Annotated in this window: 21 protein-coding genes; 6 read left to right on the top strand and 15 right to left on the bottom strand. The window is 37.2% G+C overall.

The window, feature by feature from the left end:
- Positions 1–113: 113 nt before the first annotated feature.
- From ACFSQP_RS04590 to ACFSQP_RS04520, 15 genes are all read right to left on the bottom strand, one after another.
- A complete protein-coding gene (locus tag ACFSQP_RS04590; RefSeq protein WP_376892162.1) occupies positions 114–1,529 on the bottom strand; it encodes a mannosyltransferase in 1,416 nt (471 codons plus the stop codon).
- Between the two features lie 89 nt (positions 1,530–1,618).
- Positions 1,619–2,248: an SDR family oxidoreductase gene (locus tag ACFSQP_RS04585; RefSeq protein WP_376892161.1), complete on the bottom strand. Its 630-nt coding sequence runs from the start codon at positions 2,246–2,248 to the stop codon at positions 1,619–1,621.
- Between the two features lie 86 nt (positions 2,249–2,334).
- Positions 2,335–3,819, bottom strand: a complete 1,485-nt coding sequence (locus tag ACFSQP_RS04580; protein ID WP_376892160.1) for a cellulose synthase family protein — start codon at positions 3,817–3,819, stop codon at positions 2,335–2,337.
- Positions 3,816–4,508 carry a glycosyltransferase family 2 protein gene (locus ACFSQP_RS04575; RefSeq protein WP_376892158.1) on the bottom strand — a complete coding sequence of 231 codons (693 nt, stop codon included), beginning with the start codon at positions 4,506–4,508 and terminating at the stop codon, positions 3,816–3,818. Before ACFSQP_RS04575 ends, ACFSQP_RS04580 begins: the two co-directional genes overlap by 4 nt.
- 76 nt (positions 4,509–4,584) lie before the next feature.
- Positions 4,585–6,180 carry a 4Fe-4S binding protein gene (locus tag ACFSQP_RS04570; protein ID WP_376892157.1) on the bottom strand — a complete coding sequence of 532 codons (1,596 nt, stop codon included), beginning with the start codon at positions 6,178–6,180 and terminating at the stop codon, positions 4,585–4,587.
- Positions 6,181–6,208: 28 nt separating this feature from the next.
- Positions 6,209–7,510, bottom strand: a complete 1,302-nt coding sequence (locus ACFSQP_RS04565; RefSeq protein WP_376892156.1) for an NAD(P)/FAD-dependent oxidoreductase — start codon at positions 7,508–7,510, stop codon at positions 6,209–6,211.
- Between the two features lie 190 nt (positions 7,511–7,700).
- The gene (locus ACFSQP_RS04560) at positions 7,701–9,224 is read right to left on the bottom strand and encodes a carboxypeptidase-like regulatory domain-containing protein (protein WP_376892155.1); all 1,524 of its coding nucleotides are present in this window, start codon (positions 9,222–9,224) and stop codon (positions 7,701–7,703) included.
- Between the two features lie 116 nt (positions 9,225–9,340).
- A complete protein-coding gene (locus ACFSQP_RS04555) occupies positions 9,341–10,042 on the bottom strand; it encodes a TIGR04283 family arsenosugar biosynthesis glycosyltransferase (RefSeq protein ID WP_376892154.1) in 702 nt (233 codons plus the stop codon).
- On the bottom strand, positions 10,032–10,745 hold the full coding sequence (locus ACFSQP_RS04550; RefSeq protein ID WP_376892152.1) for a DUF547 domain-containing protein: 714 nt from the start codon (positions 10,743–10,745) through the stop codon (positions 10,032–10,034). The genes ACFSQP_RS04555 and ACFSQP_RS04550 overlap by 11 nt, the downstream gene beginning before the upstream one ends.
- Positions 10,746–10,763: 18 nt before the next feature.
- Positions 10,764–11,735, bottom strand: coding sequence for an arsenosugar biosynthesis arsenite methyltransferase ArsM (gene arsM / locus ACFSQP_RS04545; protein WP_376892150.1), 972 nt, complete (start codon positions 11,733–11,735; stop codon positions 10,764–10,766).
- Between the two features lie 47 nt (positions 11,736–11,782).
- Positions 11,783–12,595, bottom strand: a complete 813-nt coding sequence (locus tag ACFSQP_RS04540) for a purine-nucleoside phosphorylase (protein WP_376892149.1) — start codon at positions 12,593–12,595, stop codon at positions 11,783–11,785.
- A complete protein-coding gene (locus ACFSQP_RS04535; protein WP_376892147.1) occupies positions 12,588–13,265 on the bottom strand; it encodes a TIGR04282 family arsenosugar biosynthesis glycosyltransferase in 678 nt (225 codons plus the stop codon). Before ACFSQP_RS04535 ends, ACFSQP_RS04540 begins: the two co-directional genes overlap by 8 nt.
- A 9-nt stretch (positions 13,266–13,274) precedes the next feature.
- A complete protein-coding gene (locus ACFSQP_RS04530; protein ID WP_376892146.1) occupies positions 13,275–13,778 on the bottom strand; it encodes a rhodanese-like domain-containing protein in 504 nt (167 codons plus the stop codon).
- Between the two features lie 20 nt (positions 13,779–13,798).
- Complete coding sequence (arsS, locus tag ACFSQP_RS04525) at positions 13,799–14,857, bottom strand: arsenosugar biosynthesis radical SAM (seleno)protein ArsS (RefSeq protein WP_376893186.1); 1,059 nt, start codon at positions 14,855–14,857, stop codon at positions 13,799–13,801.
- Positions 14,858–14,946: 89 nt separating this feature from the next.
- Positions 14,947–15,282 (bottom strand): arsenosugar biosynthesis-associated peroxidase-like protein, encoded by a 336-nt coding sequence (locus ACFSQP_RS04520; protein ID WP_376892144.1) that lies wholly within the window; start codon positions 15,280–15,282, stop codon positions 14,947–14,949.
- Between the two features lie 144 nt (positions 15,283–15,426).
- Between ACFSQP_RS04520 and ACFSQP_RS04515 the strand changes: the two genes are divergently transcribed.
- The 6 genes from ACFSQP_RS04515 (at position 15,427) to ACFSQP_RS04490 (ending at position 20,173) form a co-directional block, all read left to right on the top strand.
- Positions 15,427–16,059 (top strand): Crp/Fnr family transcriptional regulator, encoded by a 633-nt coding sequence (locus tag ACFSQP_RS04515; RefSeq protein WP_376892142.1) that lies wholly within the window; start codon positions 15,427–15,429, stop codon positions 16,057–16,059.
- Between the two features lie 80 nt (positions 16,060–16,139).
- A complete protein-coding gene (locus ACFSQP_RS04510; protein ID WP_376892140.1) occupies positions 16,140–16,940 on the top strand; it encodes a sulfite exporter TauE/SafE family protein in 801 nt (266 codons plus the stop codon).
- A 71-nt stretch (positions 16,941–17,011) separates the two neighbouring features.
- Positions 17,012–18,424 (top strand): MBL fold metallo-hydrolase, encoded by a 1,413-nt coding sequence (locus ACFSQP_RS04505; RefSeq protein WP_376892139.1) that lies wholly within the window; start codon positions 17,012–17,014, stop codon positions 18,422–18,424.
- A gap of 115 nt (positions 18,425–18,539) precedes the next feature.
- On the top strand, positions 18,540–18,896 hold the full coding sequence (locus tag ACFSQP_RS04500; protein ID WP_376892138.1) for a rhodanese-like domain-containing protein: 357 nt from the start codon (positions 18,540–18,542) through the stop codon (positions 18,894–18,896).
- A 1-nt stretch (position 18,897) separates the two neighbouring features.
- The gene (locus ACFSQP_RS04495; RefSeq protein ID WP_376892136.1) at positions 18,898–19,176 is read left to right on the top strand and encodes a heavy-metal-associated domain-containing protein; all 279 of its coding nucleotides are present in this window, start codon (positions 18,898–18,900) and stop codon (positions 19,174–19,176) included.
- Positions 19,166–20,173 (top strand): c-type heme family protein, encoded by a 1,008-nt coding sequence (locus ACFSQP_RS04490; RefSeq protein WP_376892134.1) that lies wholly within the window; start codon positions 19,166–19,168, stop codon positions 20,171–20,173. The genes ACFSQP_RS04495 and ACFSQP_RS04490 overlap by 11 nt, the downstream gene beginning before the upstream one ends.
- Positions 20,174–20,185: the final 12 nt, after the last annotated feature.

The following is a 20,185-nucleotide window of genomic DNA, read 5'->3' as shown; positions in this document are numbered from 1 at the left end:
AACCCAGTGTTTAGTTGCTTACTGCTTTTTTTTGTACAATGGGTTTTGTTTTAAGGTGTTTTTAATAAAACGATGCGATAAAGCCGTACAAAATGGTTAGTAATTAATGTAAGCTATATACTGGTTTTAGTGCTAGTATTTGGCTGTTTTGCAGTGCGCCGTATTTTAAAAATATCGCTTCCTAAAGCGGCAAATACTACAAAATATTGGAAAGCAATAAGCCATAAATTTTCGGTATGTGCTGTATTGGAATAGGCCAGATAACTAAAAATAACAACAAAACTCCACACCAAAGGAAATTTAAAGGGTGTATAAACACTAAATAAAACTAATGGAGCCAAATACCAAGGATGTACGGTTGTGGCTGTAAAGTAATAAACACTTAATACTACAAGCATCATTTGTATAAGTTGCCTGCCGTTTTTTGGTTTGGTAATTATACCATATGTAAACACAAAAATACTTACAAAAAGGGCCGTAAAACTACCAATTACAGCTATGGTGTTGTAACCCGTTAACCAATAACCAATTGCCCTAAACAGGTAGTAAAAGCTAGCGTTAAATTCAAATTTCTGAAACCATAAAGCAACTGTTTTACTGTAATTTACTACAAACTCTGGCGTGTAAAAGGGTAAAAATAAGCCAATAGTTACAAGGCCAACCAATGCATAAAACCAGACTAATTGAGCAAAATTTACAGATTTAAACAATGGTAGTTGCCTGTTATTAGTTGGCGTTTTTGTTTGAAACCAGTTAAAAAAGAGAGGTAAAAATAGCAAGGGAATTAATTTTACCGAAACTGAACAAGCAAAAATTACCGCTGCACTTATCCATTTTTTTTGAATTAATAAATACAAGCTCCAAATTAAAAAGAAGAGCATAACACCTTCAAAATGTAAATTGCCCGTTAATTCAATAATAATGAATGGGTTTAATAAATACCAAAATATAAGATATTTAGGAAGTTTAAAGTGTTGTAATAGCTTGTTGCCATAATATAAAATGCCAAAATCTGCTGCAATAATTAGCAATCTTAAAATTACCACAGATCCTAAAATACTTTTATGAGCAAAAATACCAGCAATAGCAAAACAAAACTGATTAATTGGCGGATAGTTACTGTAATTTCCAGCGCTTAAGGCGCCCATACCGTTAAAAAGTGTTTGAGCTTGTTCAATAGGAAATTGATTTTGCAGGACAAAAAAATTAGGAGTAAACAAATAAGGATTGAATCCAGCCAGAACAAGGCGTCCATCCCAAATAAACCGGTAAAAGTCTTGCGATAAATTAGGTATGGCCACTATAAAAATGGCTCGAAAAATAAAGGCTAGTCCTATTAACAAACCACGCTGGTGTTTGGTTAGTTTTATTATTTTGTAAAACAGTCCATACAGCGCTGCATATAACAAAACAAGTTTAACACCATCTGTACGGTCCAAATTGTAAGCAAATGTTCCGTAAAACAGCATGCTGGATAATACCAGTAAAAGTTGGAATTTGTAAGCCTGTATAAAAACACCTATTTTCACGCCCTAAATATACGGCTTCAAAATGGCTATAAAAAAAACAACTACAAGGGCAGTTGTTTTTTTATTCCTGGCGTTTAGTGGCGTTGTTTTTACAGTGTGTTTAATGCTTTTGAGATAGGTGTGTTACCTTCTATAATTTCAAAAGTGGCATGATTTGCTACATCGTCGTGTAAGCAACTAACTAAAGTTTGTGCCACATCGTTTCTGCTAATACTACCTTGTTTGTATAACTGTTTTTTTAATTCTATGCTGTTTTTTAACGGCCCATTAGTGAGTGCACCGGGCCTTACAATAGCAAAGTTAAGCTGGCTATTTTTTAAGTGCATATCTGCGTTGTGCTTTGCTTTTAAGTAATCTTTCAACTGCTCTGCAGCCTCTGGGTTTCCAGCCCCCATAGAACTTAACATGATAAATTTTTTAACATTGTTTTTTTCTGAAGCATTAATTAGTTTTTTAGCACCCTCTTGATCCACAGCCTCAACTTTTTTGCCGCCAGATCCAGCTGCAAAAACAACTTTATCTATTGGCTGGTTAAAAGCGGCAGAAATATCTTTTTCCAAATCCGCCAAAACTGTGTCTACTTGTTTTGCTTCAAAAAAGGGTATTTGTGCCGGATCGCGTACCATTGCTATGGGATTAAAGTATTGCGATTCCTTTAATAGATTGATAATTTTTTTTCCTGTGGTGCCATGAGCACCGGCTACTAAAATATTTTCCATAAACAGAATATAGGTATATAATGCTTTGGAAACAAATTAGATAAGGTGTTTAACGTTAGTTTAGCAGTTGCGGCAACCTTATTGATTTATGGTTGTAACGATTTGAAAAATACAAATCCAAAACCTGCAAAAAGCATTAAATGAAATGGGAACAATCCAAAATCGCCACCGTTGTTGCCAACAATAAAGGCGCTGTACATGCCAAAAGCAAAATAAAGCATAAGCAGGCCTTCAAAAATAACGGTAATGGGGATTTTAGTTTTTAAGTAAATATTGTTGTTTTTAGTCTTGTTGTTACTGGTAACATTAAATTTTGGTGTGCGTATAAAATCGCTTCGTTTACCAAAATGTCCCTCTAACACAGCTATAGAATTGTGAACGGCAAAACCCATAGCGACTGAAAAAAAAGTAAAAAATAAGGCCGTATATTGAATAAATTTTTTAAAGCCAGCACCGTGTAAGCGCTTGTAAACAACCCAATAACTAACAAAGAAAATTACAGAACTTACAACAAAAAAACTAGTGGCGTAAAAGTACAGTTTATAGGTAGGGTGTGCGTGTTTTATATACAACATAGGAACACTTAATAGGGCTACCACCAAAATGCTTAAAAACATGGTGCTGTTAAGTAGGTGCAAAAAACCGTGAAGTTTAGTTTTAAAAGGTAGGTGCTTGTTGCGAAAGATTTTTGAAAACATTTTCTGAAAATTTTCGGCACCACCCTTATTCCATCGAAACTGTTGAGAGCGAGCCGCACTAATAGCAATGGGTAGTTCTGCGGGGGTTTCAACAGATTCTAAATATTTAAACTTCCAGTTTTTAAGCTGTGCGCGGTAACTTAAGTCTAAATCTTCGGTTAGTGTGTCGCCTTCCCAATTACCGGCGTCTAAAATGCATGTTTTGCGCCAAATACCCGCGGTTCCATTAAAATTAATAAAGTGTTGTTTCGCGTTTCTGCCGGTTTGTTCTAATGTAAAATGGGCGTCTAAAGCAAAGGCTTGAACTTTTGTAAGTAAGGAATAATTTCTGTTAATATGTCCCCAGCGGGTTTGAACCACACCAATGCTTTTATCTTTAAAATATGGAATGGTTTTTTCCAACCAATCTGGTTGTGGTAAAAAATCGGCATCAAAAATAGCAATAAATGCGCCTTTAGCCGTTTTTAACCCTGCCTTTAAGGCACCAGCTTTAAATCCGGTGCGCTGGCTTCGGTGTATGTGCTGTATGTTTAAACCGGTTTGTTGAAGTTGTAAAACAATATTTTTGGTTATTTCTAAAGAGGCATCTGTAGAATCATCCAGCACTTGAATTTCTAATTTATGTTTCGGGTAGTTTATATTAGCTATGTTATTTAATAAGCGTTCTACTACATACAACTCGTTGTAAATGGGTAATTGAATGGTAACAAATGGCACCTCATCTGGATTTTTCAAGTTTAATTGTAAACTTTTAGATTGTTTTTTGTGAGCGCCTAGATAGTTAATAAGTAAGTTTAATTGTGCCAGTGCATACACAAAAATGAGCATTAATGCTAGAGTATATAACGCTATGACGATGCCCTGAATAATCATTTTTTTAGTCCATATTTAAAAATCCAGCCTAGTATTTTAACGCCAGCAAGAACGGCGCCTTTTGCAGTTCCGGATACTTTAGAAACACCTATCCTGTTTCTGTACTTAACCGGAATTTCTGTGTAAGGTATGCCTTGTTTAAGTACTTTTAATTGCATTTCTACTGTCCAACCATAGGTTTTATCTGTCATGTTAAGCCCTAATAGCGTTTCATATTTTATAGCCCGAAATGGTCCTAAATCTGTAAAAGTAGACTTAAAAAGAAGTCGCATGAGGCTAGTAGCTAGCCAATTGCCAAAAATTTGAGGGATGGTCATCGATCCTTTTTCGCGCTGTGTTTTCACCCGGGCTCCTAGGGTAAAATCGGCTTGATTGTTATGTATTGGATCAATAAGTAACAGTAATTGCTCTGGATAATCGCTATAGTCGCCATCAAGAAATACGATAATGTCCGGCTGTTTGGCTTGTTGGGCTACGTAATCCATACCTTTTAAACAAGCATAGCCGTAGCCTTTTCTTGTTTCCCTTAAAACCGTGGCGCCTGCGGCTCTAGCATTGGCCTCTGTGGCGTCGGTAGAGTTGTTATTAACCACAATAATTTCGGTAACCACATCTGGAATATCTTGAACAACCAGTGGAATGGATTCTGCTTCATTAAAAGCAGGAATAATAACGGTAATATGTGGCATTTTGAGTGGTTTATACGGATGGCAAAAATAGCCTTTAACAGGGAAGCTTTCAAAAATATGAAGGCTTTAATTGCTATTATTTCTGGTTGACCAAATCCATTAAATTTACATCGTTACCTAATAAAATATCATTGGAATTAATACGTCCTTTCATACTGTCGTTTTCTAATTTTAACACCCCGCGCGGACATACGGCACTGCAAATACCGCAGCCCACACAACTGGAGCGTATAATATTTTCACCTTTTTGAGCATAAGCACGCACATCTATGCCCATTTCGCAGTACGTAGAGCAATTGCCACAGGAAATACATTGGCCACCGTTGGTGGTGATCCTAAATTTGGAAAATAAACGTTGTTGAAAACCTAAAATGGCTGCCATTGGACAACCAAATCGGCACCAAACGCGGTTACCAAAAATAGGGTAGAATCCAGTTCCAATTACACCGGAAAATATGGCTCCAATTAAAAAACCATAGCTTGCTCGTAAAGTTTCTGCTTCAAATAAAAACAAATTGGAAGCTCCAGAAAAATAGTGCATGCCCAGTAATACTAAAATAATAACAAAATAACCAATGGCACCATAGCGCGCATCTTTGCCCAATTCGTGCCTTTTAAAAAGCATAACCAGTGTAAAAATAAGGGTTAAAAAAAGGGCAACTAGCAGGAGGAAAACATCTTTTGTGAGCCAATATTTTGATGGGTCGTAGCCCAAATAAGTATATATTACTGCAGTGGTCATTAAAACGACAAACACCAAAACGCTATGCACAACCCAACGTTCAATTTGCCATGCTGCTTGCGTTTTATCGCTTAAGTGCCTAAATGGATCGCCTGCTGTTTCGGCCAAGCCGCCACAACCGCAAACCCAAGAGCAATACCAGCGTTTTCCGTATTTATAAGTTAGAATGGGTGTAATAACAAAAATAGATACCACACCAAAAATTAAGAGTCCAAGGCCCACAGTTCCAGCGCTAATAAAAGCGTCTACTCGGTATTGTTCAAAATTATAATAGTTAAGCGGCCAAATGTTTTTTAAATCGTAATACGGTAAACTAAAGCTGTCCGAGTTTAAACGCGCCATAAATTCTGGAATTAAAAAAGCAAAGGCTAATTGAAAAAACATAACCGAATAGGTACGAATTTGTTCATAGCGATTATGACGGTATTTAAGTAAAAATTTAACCCCAAAGGCTAAAATAGCCAAGGTGTAAAGGGTGCCGTACACAAACCATTGACTGGCAGGTCCGCCGTTTAATAAATAGCTTAACGGATTAAATAAAGCCACTAATCCGGTGTTTTCAGTACCATCTTTTGCTAGGCCAAGAAGATGTGGGTAAAAATACAAAACAATGTAAAATAGCGTTAGTACAATACCCGTTAACCAACCCCATAAACCGCGCGATGATACCGATTTAAAATAAACACCGTCATTTTTAATGCCAGCCAGCTGGTGTGCATAAGTGGTTATGGCGTAACCTACTACGCCCAGTGCAATAAGAAATAGCGCAGCACTTAATGTAAAGCCGGTGGTGCTACTATAGTTAAACAATGCTAAAACCAATATAAACAAACCAATGGTGCCTATTGCTAAAAATATTTTTTGTTTCGGCGAGGCGTTGTAGGCATCTGGTTTTGCTAAAGATAGACTGTTATGTAGCTTCTGATTCATTTTAAGTGTCATTTATAGAACAATAGTTTTAAACAGATTGTAAACTAGATTGAAATTTTTTTTGAATCTGCGTTTCGTAACGCTGGTAAAATTCTGGATCAAAATTAGCTTCCTTCAAGTGCGAAATTACATAATCTACAGAACGTTTTTCTGACAGCCAATTATTAAACACCTCGTGTTTCATTCTAATTCCAAACGTATTAATACCCTTAAATGCTCTTGTGTCTTGGTGGTATTCTATGGTAATGCATTTGGCATGTTCCTGATGCTTCCAATAAAAATGTGCATGCGCTTTTTTGGGCTTCGGAAATACCCACCCGTAAGTTTGGTATTCAATATCAAAAAATTTAGCAGAATTAAACCAATGTCCCGGTTTATAGGCCATTTTATTACCGCAAATTGTTTGAGCAACTACTTCGCCCATCATACGGCCTGTATACCAAACGGCTTCAATTGCTGGCCGGTTTTCAAGGGGTTCTTGTTGTTCGGCACAATCGCCAATAGCATACACATCTGGGATATTGGTTTCTAAATATTTATTTACTAATACACCTTTGTTGGTTCCAATTAAACTATTTTTTACCACCTCAATATTAGGCGATACACCAGCAGTTAAACCAACAAAATTACAGGCAATCTCTTCGTTGGTCTCGGCTAAAATAACCGATTTTACCTGTCCGTTTGTATCGGGAATAATGGCTTTTAAGTTGGTGTTTAATCTTAAATCAATACCGTGTTTTTTTATTTCGTTTGTTATTAACGCACTGTCGCTTTGTGGGAGTATGTTGTTCCAAAAACTGGATTCGCGTACTAAAAAGGTAACAGGTATATTTCTGCTTAATAGCATTTCGGCCAGTTCAATACCAATTAAGCCGCCGCCAACTATTACAGCGCGCTTACAAAGCGTATTGTTTGGCGCGTAAATTTCTAAAGTCTCTAAATCTTGTTTGGTGTACAAGCCTTGAACGCCGGGCAAATCCTGTCCTGGCCATCCAAATTTATTAGGTTTACTGCCGGTAGCAATAATTAATTTATCGTAATTTATAACCTCGCCTTCGGCAAACTGAAGTGTTTTTTTGGCTGTATTAATACCCGATACAAACCCGAATTTTAATTGAATGCGGTTTTTCTTCCAAAACCAATTCTCGTAAGGTTGTGTATGTTCAAATTTCATATGGCCCATATAAACATACATGAGCGCCGTGCGTGAAAAAAAGTAATCTGTTTCCGCTGAAATAATAGTTATTTGAATTTGCGACGATAGCTTCCGAATGTGGCGTGCTGCTGTGACACCCGAAATACCATTTCCTATAATTACAACATGTTCCATGTTTTGTGTTTAATAACCTGTTGGCTTTTTTTATTTAAGTAGCCGCGAATGTTTTAAGTTTGGATGTTCAATTTAGTTATAAATTGTGGGTTTATAGTTTAGAGCCTTCTAGTTTTAGGCTAAAAACTAAAAAAAAAAGTGTTAACATATTTTTTATAGCGGTTTATATAAACCTTCTGGTTAAGCTGCCTTAGTTTGTTTCATTAATTTTAAATGCTTTAATAGCTTGGTTGGGTTCTATAATATTGTAGCCTTCCCAAAATTTAGGATCGTATGCGGGTAAATAGGTTGGCGTTACATTGGGCACCTCTTTAAAGTTGGTAAATTCGGATTCTGAAATGGGTGTATTTTCAAAAATAACCATCTCTTTTTTATCTGTATTTTTTACAATAAAATGTATATCTGTAGCCAATTCATTTTGTTTGCGTCTGCCTTTAACATATTTATTTTTTTCAATAATTTTTAAAGGTCTTTTTATACCTACTTGTTGGCCGTTGGTTTCGTCGGCGTATTTTAAAACATATTTATTATGGGCATTTTTCTGAAAAATAACAGTGCCCTCTTTTAAATATTCGTTTATTGAAATACCTAACAAACTAAATTTACGCAAGGGTTTTACATTTTTGTAGTCCAAGCGAACAATGGCAAAATCTTGGGTGTTTACATATATGGTACCTTCAAAGTCTTCGCTTCGTTTTGGTTGAAATGTTATGGTGTACACAAAGGCATTATTTATAAAAGCATAGTCTTGCAGTTCAAAATGATACCGATTTGATTTTTCCAGGAAATTTAAATCGGTGTCCGTATTTAGGAAGTGGGCATTTTCAAACTCATGAATACGGGATTTTCGGTATATTAGAAAGTTTTCTTTTTGTTTCGCCTCGCGCTCCTTTTCTTTTGCCAAAAATTCTGCGGTTTCTTTATCCACTGAATCGTCCTCAAAAAAAGACGAATCTATTGCTTCTTTTGTGCCAAACCACCCCGATTTAATTTTAAAGTACGAGTTGCGTTTTACGTGTTTTTTAATAATTTCATTAAAGCGTTTTTCATAATTTTCGAAAGTAATTTCGTTTTTTTTATCGTACAGTCTGGAGGCTTTTAAAATAGCCATTTTTTGTGGTTGTGAAACACTGGTTTTACCATATAATTCGCCTAAAATTTCTGTGTGCTGGTGTGTGTTTTTAGGAATACTTCGTAGCAAGCTATCTGTAAAAGCTTGATTGAATTCTGGGATGGTAGATTTTTTAATGTTTACATCTGTTTTCAGCAAGCTGGTGTAAAACGATTCGCGAAAAAACAAGGTTCGTTTAGCGTAATTATGGGCGTAATTTGAATCGAGATTGGCTTTTACTTTCTCAATAATTTCAGGAACGGTATAGTTTTTATTTGTAAGAAAGATCTCGTTTAAATCGATTGTTTTTGGTGTTAAGGCAATAATGCTGTCCAAAAAACTATGAACGGCTATTTGTTTCTGCTCAAAACCCAAACAGCTTATAAAAAGGGAATCGGTTGGACGCACCTCTCTATCTATAGTCAGGTTAAAAGCGCCATTATCATTACTAATAACGCCCGTTTTATTATTTAATACAATGGACGCATAGGGAACGGGTTCTTGTTTGGTGCTATCAATTATTTTGGCCGAGATATGACGTTGTGCTTGTATGGTAAACAAGCTGAAAGAGCAAATTACAAAGAGGGTGCTTTTTAGTTTCATAGGCATTATTTAATAGCGGAAATGTATAACTTCTAGGCAAACCTAAACTAGCTTTTTAATTTTTATTAAGCTATTATTATCTTAATTTTAACAACTGAAGAGGTAGCCAAATTAGGTTAGGAAATATGCTTTTTATAATATTGGTGTAGTTGTTTTGGGGTGGCTCCAAGCCATTTTTTAATGTAAATCATCCAAAAATGATATTGTAAATTCCACACACCATGCTTGTCATATAGTCTGGCAGATGTTTTTATCTTTTTTGGAATTACGGTAAATTGCTTCCTAGCGTATAGTTGGTTAATTAAAATATTGTCTTCGTAAATGATATAGTTTGTGTCGTAACCACCAAGGTCGTTAAAGAGTGTTTTGGTAATAAACTGACTTTGGTCGCCACCACGGCAGGCGCGCCACGAAAATTGGGTAAACCAACCAGCAAGTTTAAGCCACCAGTGATTGCTTATAAACTGCATACGGAAACAACCAGCTAAATGGCCCTTTTGTACTTCTTTCAGGATTAAGGCATCAAAATTAGCAGGCGGAAAGGAGTCGGCATGTAAAAAGTATAAAACGGAACCTGTAGCATGAGCGGCACCAACATTCATTTGTTTGGCGCGGCCTTTCTCCGATGTAAGCAGTTTTACGCCATATTGAAAATAAGATTTTACAATGGCCTGCGAACCATCTGTACTGCCACCATCTACCACCAATATGTTGGCTATATTGTTAGGCTGACAATTGGTAATAACATGCTCCAAAACCGAAGCTATATTGTCGGCTTCATTAAGCATAGGGATAATAATAGAAAGCTTATTGGCCATTTAAATCCCAACTGTAATTTTGATAACTTATGGTAGCTTGTTCCGAAATATTTTCGTTTGTATAGCGGTTTATAAAGGGAATAAGACTTCCGTTTTCTTTAAAATCTGCTGCAAACCATTTAAAAATTTTAGACAGTTTTAAATGGTTGGTAGCAATGCTGTTTTTTGTGGTGTCTGAAAGAAATTGTTTAGTAACCTTCGTTAGTTGTGCTTCCATTTTATTAGGCATATAGGCTTCATTTAATAATTTAGGGCAAGAAGCAGATGCGCAAACTATAGCAAAATGAATGCGCGGTTCGTTCATTTTTCTTAATACATTATGTTCAATGTCATTTAAAGACCATAATTTACCATTAATGGGGATAAACTGTATATCCCATGGGTTTTTAATGTCTTTTATACTTTTTAATGGGTAATTATTAATTATAAGCTTTAAAGTAAAGGCATTATAGGCATTAATCCAATATGCTAATGTGTCGTTTTTTGACCAATTTTCCTGTGGCGCTACCTTTACAAAGTCGTTGAGGTAGGTGTTAAGTGCAGCACTATTTGCGCTAATAGCTTGGTAGTTTACCTGCCCTTCTGGAGAAACATATTGTTGTAAAAATTCTGAAAAATAAGCATGGTTAACTGTTTGAGCGCGCAAAGAAGTGCATAAGCATAGCGCAAAAAGCAACAAATAAATACCCGAAATTTTAGTCATTTTATTCGTATTTATGGCCTAACAACACCCACCGCCGTCGTAATGAAAAGTAGATGAACTTATAAAAATATCGTCTCTGTTTAGTTTGGCCAAATCTTTGGCAGTTTTATCGCAAATAGCTAGCGGCTGATTTTGAACTAAAATATGTCCGGCTTCATCATCAAAAAAGGCATCATTACCAAAATAAATAGCTGCTTTTCCGGTAAAGATACACGGACCATCGGCCGGCATAGGATCTTTTATAGCAGCCACTTCAATAGATTCAATGTAAATTAATTCATCTGTTGGGTACTGATTAGGCGCTAGAACACGATACGGTTTTCTGGCGCGAATTTCAATAGTGCCAAAGCCGGCATCGGTTAATAGTTTTACATATTCTGCAATAGGTAAACTTCCACTTAAACAAAGTGCGCGTAACCTGTCGTCGTTACGTAATGTCTCATTCATGGGTTGCTCGCAGGTGGGATCGCTCATAACTAGTTTGCCATGTGGTTTTAACACCCGGTACATTTCGGCAAGGGCTTTTTTTAAATCGTCTGTTTTAAAAATATTGAACAAACAGTTTTGTGCCGCTACGTCTATGCTATTATCTGGAACGGGAAGGTTTAGTGCGTCTCCTTTTTTTAGATCTACAAATTCACTTTTAAACCAAGGGTTAAGGGCTTCTGCTTCCTTAAAATTTTTGCGGGATGCTTCCAACATTTCATCAACCACATCAATACCAATTACACCGTGTTTTTGCCGGTTAAAATAGGCAAACTGCAGCAGTTCCATGCCACCGCCAACACCTACATATAACATTTTTGGATTGTTAGTTAAATCGCGTGCATGTACCGTAGATCCGCATCCGTAATTCATGTCCTGCATAATTTTTGGAATTTTTAATCCGGGTAATTCCCAAATTGGGTTGGTTGTGCAGCACAAACCAACATCGGGCGTTAATGCGGCCTCTTTGTAAACGTCGTGGGTGGTGTTTAAATAATTGCTCATAGGTTTATTTATTAATTCTGCTACTAGATTTGTTATACTTAGGGTGTTTATAAACTTTTTATAAGTTCTTTAAAAAGGGTTATCATTTGCGGTTCTGCTTTACCAGCCATTTCTATAATTTCCGAGATATCGACAGGTTTTAGATTATCGGGATTGCATTCATCGGTTAAAACAGATACGGCTGCTACTTTTAAGTTTAAATGATTGGCTACAATAACTTCTGGAACCGTGCTCATACCTACAGCGTCTGCACCAATAATTTTAAGCATTCTGTATTCGGCACGTGTTTCAAGCTGCGGACCAACCACACTTGCATACACGCCTTTGTGTAAATTAATACCTTCTTTTTTAGCTATGGTTTCAAATTTAGCATTAATACCGGCATCGTAAGGTGCACTCATATCAGTAAAGCGTTCCCCTAATAATTCCACACCTCTAAAGGCTAAAGGCGAACTGCCTTGCAGATTAATATGGTCCTCTATTAACATTAATTCACCTTTTTTGAAATTCAAATTAACAGCGCCAGAGGCGTTGGAAACTAGCAACGTTTCTACGCCTAACTGCTTCATAACCCGAACCGGGTACGTAACATCTTGTAGCGAGTAACCTTCGTAAATATGAAAGCGTCCCTGCATGACCACCACTTTTTTCCCGGATAAATTACCATAAATTAGTTTGCCTTTATGGAACTCCACCGTAGCGGTTGGGAAATTTGGAATATGGTTGTAGCTTACTTCAGCAATTATATCGATATCGTTTAGTAATTTGCCTAAACCAGTACCCAAAATTATGCCTAGTTCTGGACTTTCAAATCCTTTGCTTTGAAGGTATTCTGTGGTTTCTTTAATTAATTTAATCATGATTTTGGTAATATTTTTTTAGTGGTTCAATACCCTTAATATCGTCAAAGGTATCAATATCATTTAATGTTTGTAACAGGTAAACCGATTCGTTTTTTAAATCGGTAAGGGTATCTGTTCCTACCGATTTCGTACTCCAAGCTTTGTTTTTAAATACTTTAGGGTGTAATGTTTTCATGCCTAGTAAATAATAACCGCCGTCTGCCGCTGGACCAAAAACATAGTCGTATTGGTTTAATTTTTGAAATCCTTCAGCGATAGTGCGCGCCGTTATGTCTAATAAATCGCTGCCTATAATAAGTACTTTTTCATAACCCAATTCCAAAATTTCAGCAAAAGCATGTTCCATTCGTGCTCCTAAATTAGGGCCTTTTTGTGTTTTTTTTATGAAGTATTTTGAATCCCACATATCAGTCTCCGTAATATCTTCAGAATAAAATACGAAACGGTCAGCCTCTACTTGTTTGGCTACTGTTGCGGTATGTTGCAAAAGGTGTTTGTATATTTCTAGAGCGGCTTCGTTGCCAACTGTTTTGGCTAGGCGGGTTTTACATTTACCTAATTCCGGATTTCTGGTAAAAATAATCAAAGCATTTTTAGATGCCCTAAAATAGAAACTTGCAGTTTCTTCTTGGTTTTTGTTGTGCGTAAATTTTGAACGTATTGCCATCCCAGTTTGTTAATTGTATACCTTTATACCGTTTTTTAACCAAGTGCTCCAACTTTTGGAAAAAGCATGCACGCTGTCTGTTTGTTTATTGTGTAAATTGTAAACAGGGTTGTTATTGTTTTTCCATTCAAATATACCGCCGTACAGGTTGTAAACAGTTGTATAACCCGCCTTTTTGAGTTTCTGAGCTATTTTTTCAGACCTAACGCCCAAGGAACAATAAACTACAAGGGTATCTGTTTTTCGGGGAATAGTTTTTAAAATACGATTGCTGTTAAAATCCGTGTAGCCTACATATAGCGCGTTTTTTATATGGCTTACCGAAAATTCTTCTGGTTCCCTAGCATCCAAAAGGTGAAAGGTTTTTTTTTCTGCTTGCGCTAATTCTTGAACAGTCCAGTACGGAATATTTTGTTTATTGTATGTGCTTAAAAGTTGCGCCAACGAATCCTGACTCCAACTATTTTGAAAACTGATACCTATAAATAAAAGCAAACTAATTTTGTGTAACATAGTAAAATTGTTCGTGTTTTTTAGCTCACCACCGAACCTTGACAACTACTTCCGGACCCAGCGGTACAGCCATAGCAATGTTGCGAAATAACAATGTTACGTCCTTCCAATAATTCGGCCTGATAGTCTGAAATATGTTTTAAGGGGCTGTTTACGGGGAGCTGCAGCATTTGGTTAAAATCGCAGTCGTACAAAAAGCCATCCCAACTTACGGAAAGCGTATTGGTACACATAACATTTTTTACGGCCAAGGGGTTGTAAGCTTCCACTAAACTGTACATGTAATCCTCGTAGTTTTCGGAGGCAATTAAATAATCTAAAAATCGCGATATGGGCAAATTGGTTATCGCAAATAGGTTATGAAATTGGATGTTAAAATCGTCCAAAAGTGCTTTTTTAAAGTCTTTTTCCATCGCTGTTTGGTTGCCTGGTAAAAAGGCACCCGACGGATTGTAAACTAAATCCAAACGCAAGGTGCTGCCGGGCATACCATAGCCAACTGCGTTAAGCGCCTTTAAAGCTTCAATAGATTTAGCAAAAACCCCATCGCCACGTTGCTTATCTGTTTTTCCTTTTGTCCAGTGCGGCATGGAGCTTACTACATGCACGTTGTATGTTTTAAAAAAATCGGGTAAATCGTGGTATTTTTTATTGGCTCTTAGGATGGTTAGGTTGGATCTAACTATAAAATCTGTAATACCAGCTTTGGATGCCTCTGCTACAAACCACCGAAAATTCGGATTCATTTCTGGTGCGCCACCGGTTAAATCCAAGGTATGTGCTTTGGTGGTTTTTATGACATCCAAACAGTGCAGCATGGTTTCCTTGGTCATAATTTCTTTGCGGTCTGGGCCAGCATCCACGTGGCAATGTGTACACACCTGATTGCACATGTAACCGACATTAATTTGTAAAACTTCTAGCGGTTTCGCCTTTAAAGGAAACTGGTTGGTTTCAGAAAGTTTGCTTCTAAACGTTGGTAATTCGCCCGATTTAAAAATACCACCAGACAGAATGTCTAGTTGGCGCTTACTATCTGCTAAAGCGTTTTCGCGTTGCTTTAAGGATTTAATCATAATTGTTAGGCTTACACGTGTTAGCCCTTGTTGCGGGTTAACAAGCTGTCATAAGTTTGTTTTACGGAGTTCGGATTATGTTTTAAACATGCTTACATGTCTAGCTTTTTTACTTTATTCATCATTTGCACGCCATGCACCAAACTAGCGCCTCCTCTTATAGCTGCAGCCACGTGTAGTGCTTCCATCATTTCTTCTTTAGTAATACCGCGTTGTAAGCCATCGCCTGTGTAGGCATCTATACAATACGGGCACTGAATGGTGTGTGCCACGGCAAGTGCGATAAGCGATTTTTCGCGTTCAGATAACGCACCCTCTTCAAAAACTTTTCCGTAGTAATCAAAAAATTTAGCGCCAAGAGTTTCATTCCATTCCGATATTTTTCCAAATTTTTTTAAATCGGCTGGGTCGTAATAGGTTTTTTGCATGCTTGTGTAATTAAGGATTTATGTAAAATTGAAAGATACAGGTTTCTGTTGGAAAATTATATTAAAATTTACATAAAACAAGCCTGTAAGTGGGTTACTAAAACAGCGCAAATTACTTATATTGCACTTTCAAACTGTACTGATATGAAGGAAGAATTAGTAGCTAATTACGGTCATTTTTTTGATAATGAATTGCTTGACGAAATAAGTCAGGTAGGTGTTTATAAAACAGTGCGTGAAGGTGCTGTGCTAATTGAAATAGGCTCCTACGTGAAATCCATGCCCTTGCTACTAACAGGTGCCATTAAAATTTTACGCCAAGATAACGACGGCGATGAATTGTTGCTTTATTTTTTGGAAAAAGGCGATACCTGTGCCATGACCTTAACATGTTGTTTAGGCCAAACCAAAAGTGAAGTGCGCGCCATTGCCGAAACAGATGCGCAATTAATTATGATTCCTATTGAGAAAATGGAAGAATGGTCTGCTAAATACAAAAGTTGGCGCAACTTTGTGTTTGAAAGTTATCACAGTCGTTTAAACGAAATGTTGGATACCATTGATAGTATTGCATTTTTAAAAATGGATGCCCGTTTGCTAAAATACCTTCATGAAAAAGCACGTGTTTCAGAAGATCATATAATTTACGCCACACATCAGGAAATTGCTTACGAGTTGCACACGTCGCGGGTTGTTATTTCCCGATTGCTTAAAAAACTAGAAAATATGGGCAAGGTGCAATTAAACAGAAACCACATTATTCTAAAGCAAGCCTAGCAAGTCTGTAGCAATAGTTACGGTAATAGTTAAAATTAAAACATACTTTTGTTTTGTTTAAAGACATTTAATTTAATAGCATGTTAGAAATTTTAGGATATACTAGTGCTTTGTTTATTGGTGTTGTTTTAGGCTTAATAGGTGGTGGTGGTTCCATTTTAGCAGTGCCCGTTTTGGCTTATTTATTCTCTGTGGACGAAAAAGTGGCTACAGCCTACTCCCTGTTTATAGTGGGTACAAGCGCACTAGTTGGTGGTTTAAAAAAACACAAAAAAGGCTTGGTAGATTGGCGTACAGCTTTTGTATTTGGTATTCCGGCTATTTTAGGAATTTCATTTGTAAGGCACTTTGTAGTGCCCGCATTACCCGATGTGTTGTTTTCAGTAGCGAGTTTTCAGTTTACACGGCGTATGGCTATGTTTGGCTTGTTTTCTGTTTTAATGATTCCGGCAGCTTTATCCATGCTTCAAAATAAAAAACTAGAAGTAAATGCTTCGCCAACAGCATATAATTACAGTCTTATTGTTACCCAAGGTATTTCTATAGGCATTATAACAGGTATGATTGGCGCAGGCGGCGGTTTTTTAATAATTCCTGCATTAGTGTTACTGGCTCGGGTAGAAATGAAAGTGGCCGTAGCTACATCGTTAATCATTATAGCCATGAATGCGTTGTCTGGGTTTTTTCTGGGCGATGCTTTAACTATGACCATCGATTGGCGTTTTCTTCTCACATTTACCGCCATTTCCTTGGTTGGGATTTTTGTAGGAAGCTATCTGGGTAATTTTATAGATGGCAAGAAACTTAAAAGAGGTTTTGGGTATTTCATATTCGTAATGGCCATTTTTATTTTTGTAATGGAGTTTTTTGTAGCACGTTAGGTTGTAACTAAAGTTACGGCCCATGTCGGTTAATATTTGTAAATTTGTACTTCAATTTAAAAGCAACACAAATGAAAATTGAACAAATATACACAGGATGTTTAGCGCAAGGCGCTTACTACATAGAAAGCCAAGGCGAAGTGGCTATTATTGATCCCTTAAGAGAAGTAAAACCATACATAGAACGCGCCAAGCAGGACCAGGCAAAAATTAAATATATTTTTGAAACACATTTTCATGCCGATTTTGTTAGCGGCCATGTTACCCTAGCCAAAGAAACCGGTGCCGACATTGTATTTGGTCCAACGGCAACTACAGGTTTTAAAGCCACAGTAGCCCAGGATGGTCAGGTTTTTAAACTGGGTAACATAACTATTACCGCTTTGCATACACCAGGGCATACCATGGAAAGCACCACCTATTTATTAAAAGATGAAAACGGTAAAGATCATGCTATTTTTAGTGGCGATACATTGTTTTTAGGCGATGTAGGGCGTCCAGATTTAGCACAAAAAGCGGCTAACATGACCCAAGAGGAGTTAGCAGGTATTTTATACGATAGCTTACGAACAAAAATTATGACACTTGCCGACGATGTTATTGTGTATCCAGCTCATGGTGCTGGTTCGGCATGCGGAAAAAATTTAAGTAAAGAAACTGTAGGTACAATTGGTGAGCAGAAAAAAACAAATTATGCCCTACGCGAGAACATGACCAAAGAGGAGTTTATTCAGGAAGTAACCGAAGGCTTGCAACCCCCACCACAGTATTTTCCGTTAAATGTGCAAATGAATAAGGACGGGTACGACGATATAGATGTGGTGTTAAAACGAGGTTCTCAAGCTTTGCCGCCAGACGCTTTTGAGGTAGCTGCCAACGAAACTGAAGCTTTAATTTTAGATGTACGCCATCAAGATGACTTTGTAAAAGGCCATATTCCGCGCTCCATATTTATTGGCTTGGATGGAGGCTTTGCGCCTTGGGTTGGAGCCCTAATAGCCGATGTAAAACAACCTATTTTACTAGTTACGCCAGAAGGTAGAGAAGCAGAAACTATAACACGTTTGTCGCGCGTAGGCTTCGATTATGCTTTGGGCTATTTAAAAGGTGGTTACGAAGCTTGGAAGGCAGCAGGCAAAGAAACAGATGCTATAAAATCCATTCCAGCTACCCAATTAGAAACAATTTTAAAAAGCCAGAAAGTGCCCGTTTTTGATGTAAGAAAAGAAGGCGAATATACAGCAGCTCACGTTGCAGATGCTCATTTAACGCCACTAGATTTTCTGAATAATCATTTAAGTGAATTTCCAGAAAGTGAAACTTTTTATGTGCATTGTGCTGCTGGTTACCGCAGTGTTATAGCCGCATCTATATTAAAGAGTAGAGGTATTCACAACCTTGTGGATATTGCCGGAGGCTTTAAAGCCATCCAGGAAACCAATATTCCAACTACAGATTTTGTATGTCCGTCTACTGTAAAATAAAGTGCTAAATTTTTTGTAACTTGAAAGGAGTGGTGTGAGCCACTCTTTTTTAGTAACAATTGTTACGGATGAGAATAAATTTAAACTGTAATTTTATAATCGAAATAAACCAATCATGAAACAAATTATAGTAATTATCTCATTTATGTCTATGCTTTTCGGAACAGCACAAAATTCCGCATTAAAAGTACTACCCGTTGAAACTTATAAAGAACAAATAAACGCTGGAGCCGTTCAGCTTGTGGATGTAAGAACGCCAAAAGAGTTCCAAGCGGGCCATATAAAAAATGCCAAGAATATCGACTTCTTCGATGCATCATTTGAAACACAATTTGAAAAATTTGATAAACAAAAACCACTATATATTTATTGCCGTAGCGGAAATAGAAGCGGAAAAGCTGCCAAAAAACTATCAGCTTTAGGCTTTACAGAAATATACGATTTAAAAGGTGGTTACTTAAACTGGAATTAATATGAAAACAACGTTAGTTATACAAAACCTGAAATGTGGTGGCTGTGCACATACAATTAGTAGTAAGTTAAACACAGTGCCGGGTGTAGAAAACCTTATTGTAGATGTGGAAACGAGCCAAGTAAGCTTCAATAACACCACTCCTGAAGTTCTGGTGGCCGTTAAGCAAAAGTTGAAGGCTTTGGGTTATCCCGAAGCAGATGCTGAAAATTCGGTTTTAACAAAAGCAAAATCCTATATCAGTTGTGCAACTGGTAAAATAGCCAATCATGATGCGTAAAATGCTGTTTGCCGTGGGCTTACTATTTGGCTTGGTTGCTTGTAAAAACAATAAGCAAGCCCCAGCAGATTATATTGCTGTGGAAGCTGCAGAAAGCACCACAGAGGAAACCCATCCAGGTAAAAAACTCATGGAGGTTAATTGCTACGTATGTCATAGCCCGACGACAAGTCAAGAAAACCGTATTGCACCACCCATGATTGCCGTTAAGCAGCACTATTTAACCGAAGGAATTAGTAAAGCAGCGTTTACCAAAAACATAAAAAGTTTTTTGGCAAATCCAACCCAAGCTACTGCTAAAATGCCAGGTGCTGTAAAGCGTTTCGGCTTAATGCCTAAAGCACATTATCCAGATGAAACCGTGGCCCAAATAGCCGATTATATGTATAATTATGACATAGTTCAGCCTGAATGGTTTGAGGAACATGTAAAAGAACACAAAGGCAAAGGACGCGGTAAAATGATGGGTAAAGGCAAGCAAAACAGAAGGGCACAACAAGCGTTTACTACCGATACGGTTAAAACGTATGCCGAAACAGGTCTTGAATACGCGTTAAGCACGAAAGCAGAACTGGGCAAAAACTTAATGGGAACCATACAGAAAAAGGGCACTTTGGCGGCTGTGGAATTTTGTAATGTTGCAGCATACCCTATAACAGATAGTATGGCCGTTGTTCATAATGCCTTAATTAAACGCGTTTCCGATAAACCACGTAACCCCAAAAACCAAGCCAACGAGCAAGAGCTAAATTACATTGCTCAATTTAAAGAAACCGTAGCAGCCCAACAAGAACCAAAACCTATTGTGGACGAGATGGATGATACTGTACAGGTTTTTTATCCCATTGTTACCAATAGCATGTGTTTGCAATGCCATGGAAAAAATGTAGAGCCAGCGGTTTACAAAACCATTAAAGCGTTGTATCCCATGGATGAGGCCATTGGTTATATGGAAAATGAAGTAAGGGGCATATGGCGTGTATCATTCAAGAAATAGAACAAGAAATAG

Source organism: Bizionia sediminis, assembly GCF_042684585.1.
Taxonomy (GTDB): Bacteria; Bacteroidota; Bacteroidia; order Flavobacteriales; family Flavobacteriaceae; genus Algorimicrobium; species Algorimicrobium sediminis.
Note: the sequence above shows the minus strand (reverse complement) of the source record. Positions and strands in the feature narration are given on the sequence as shown.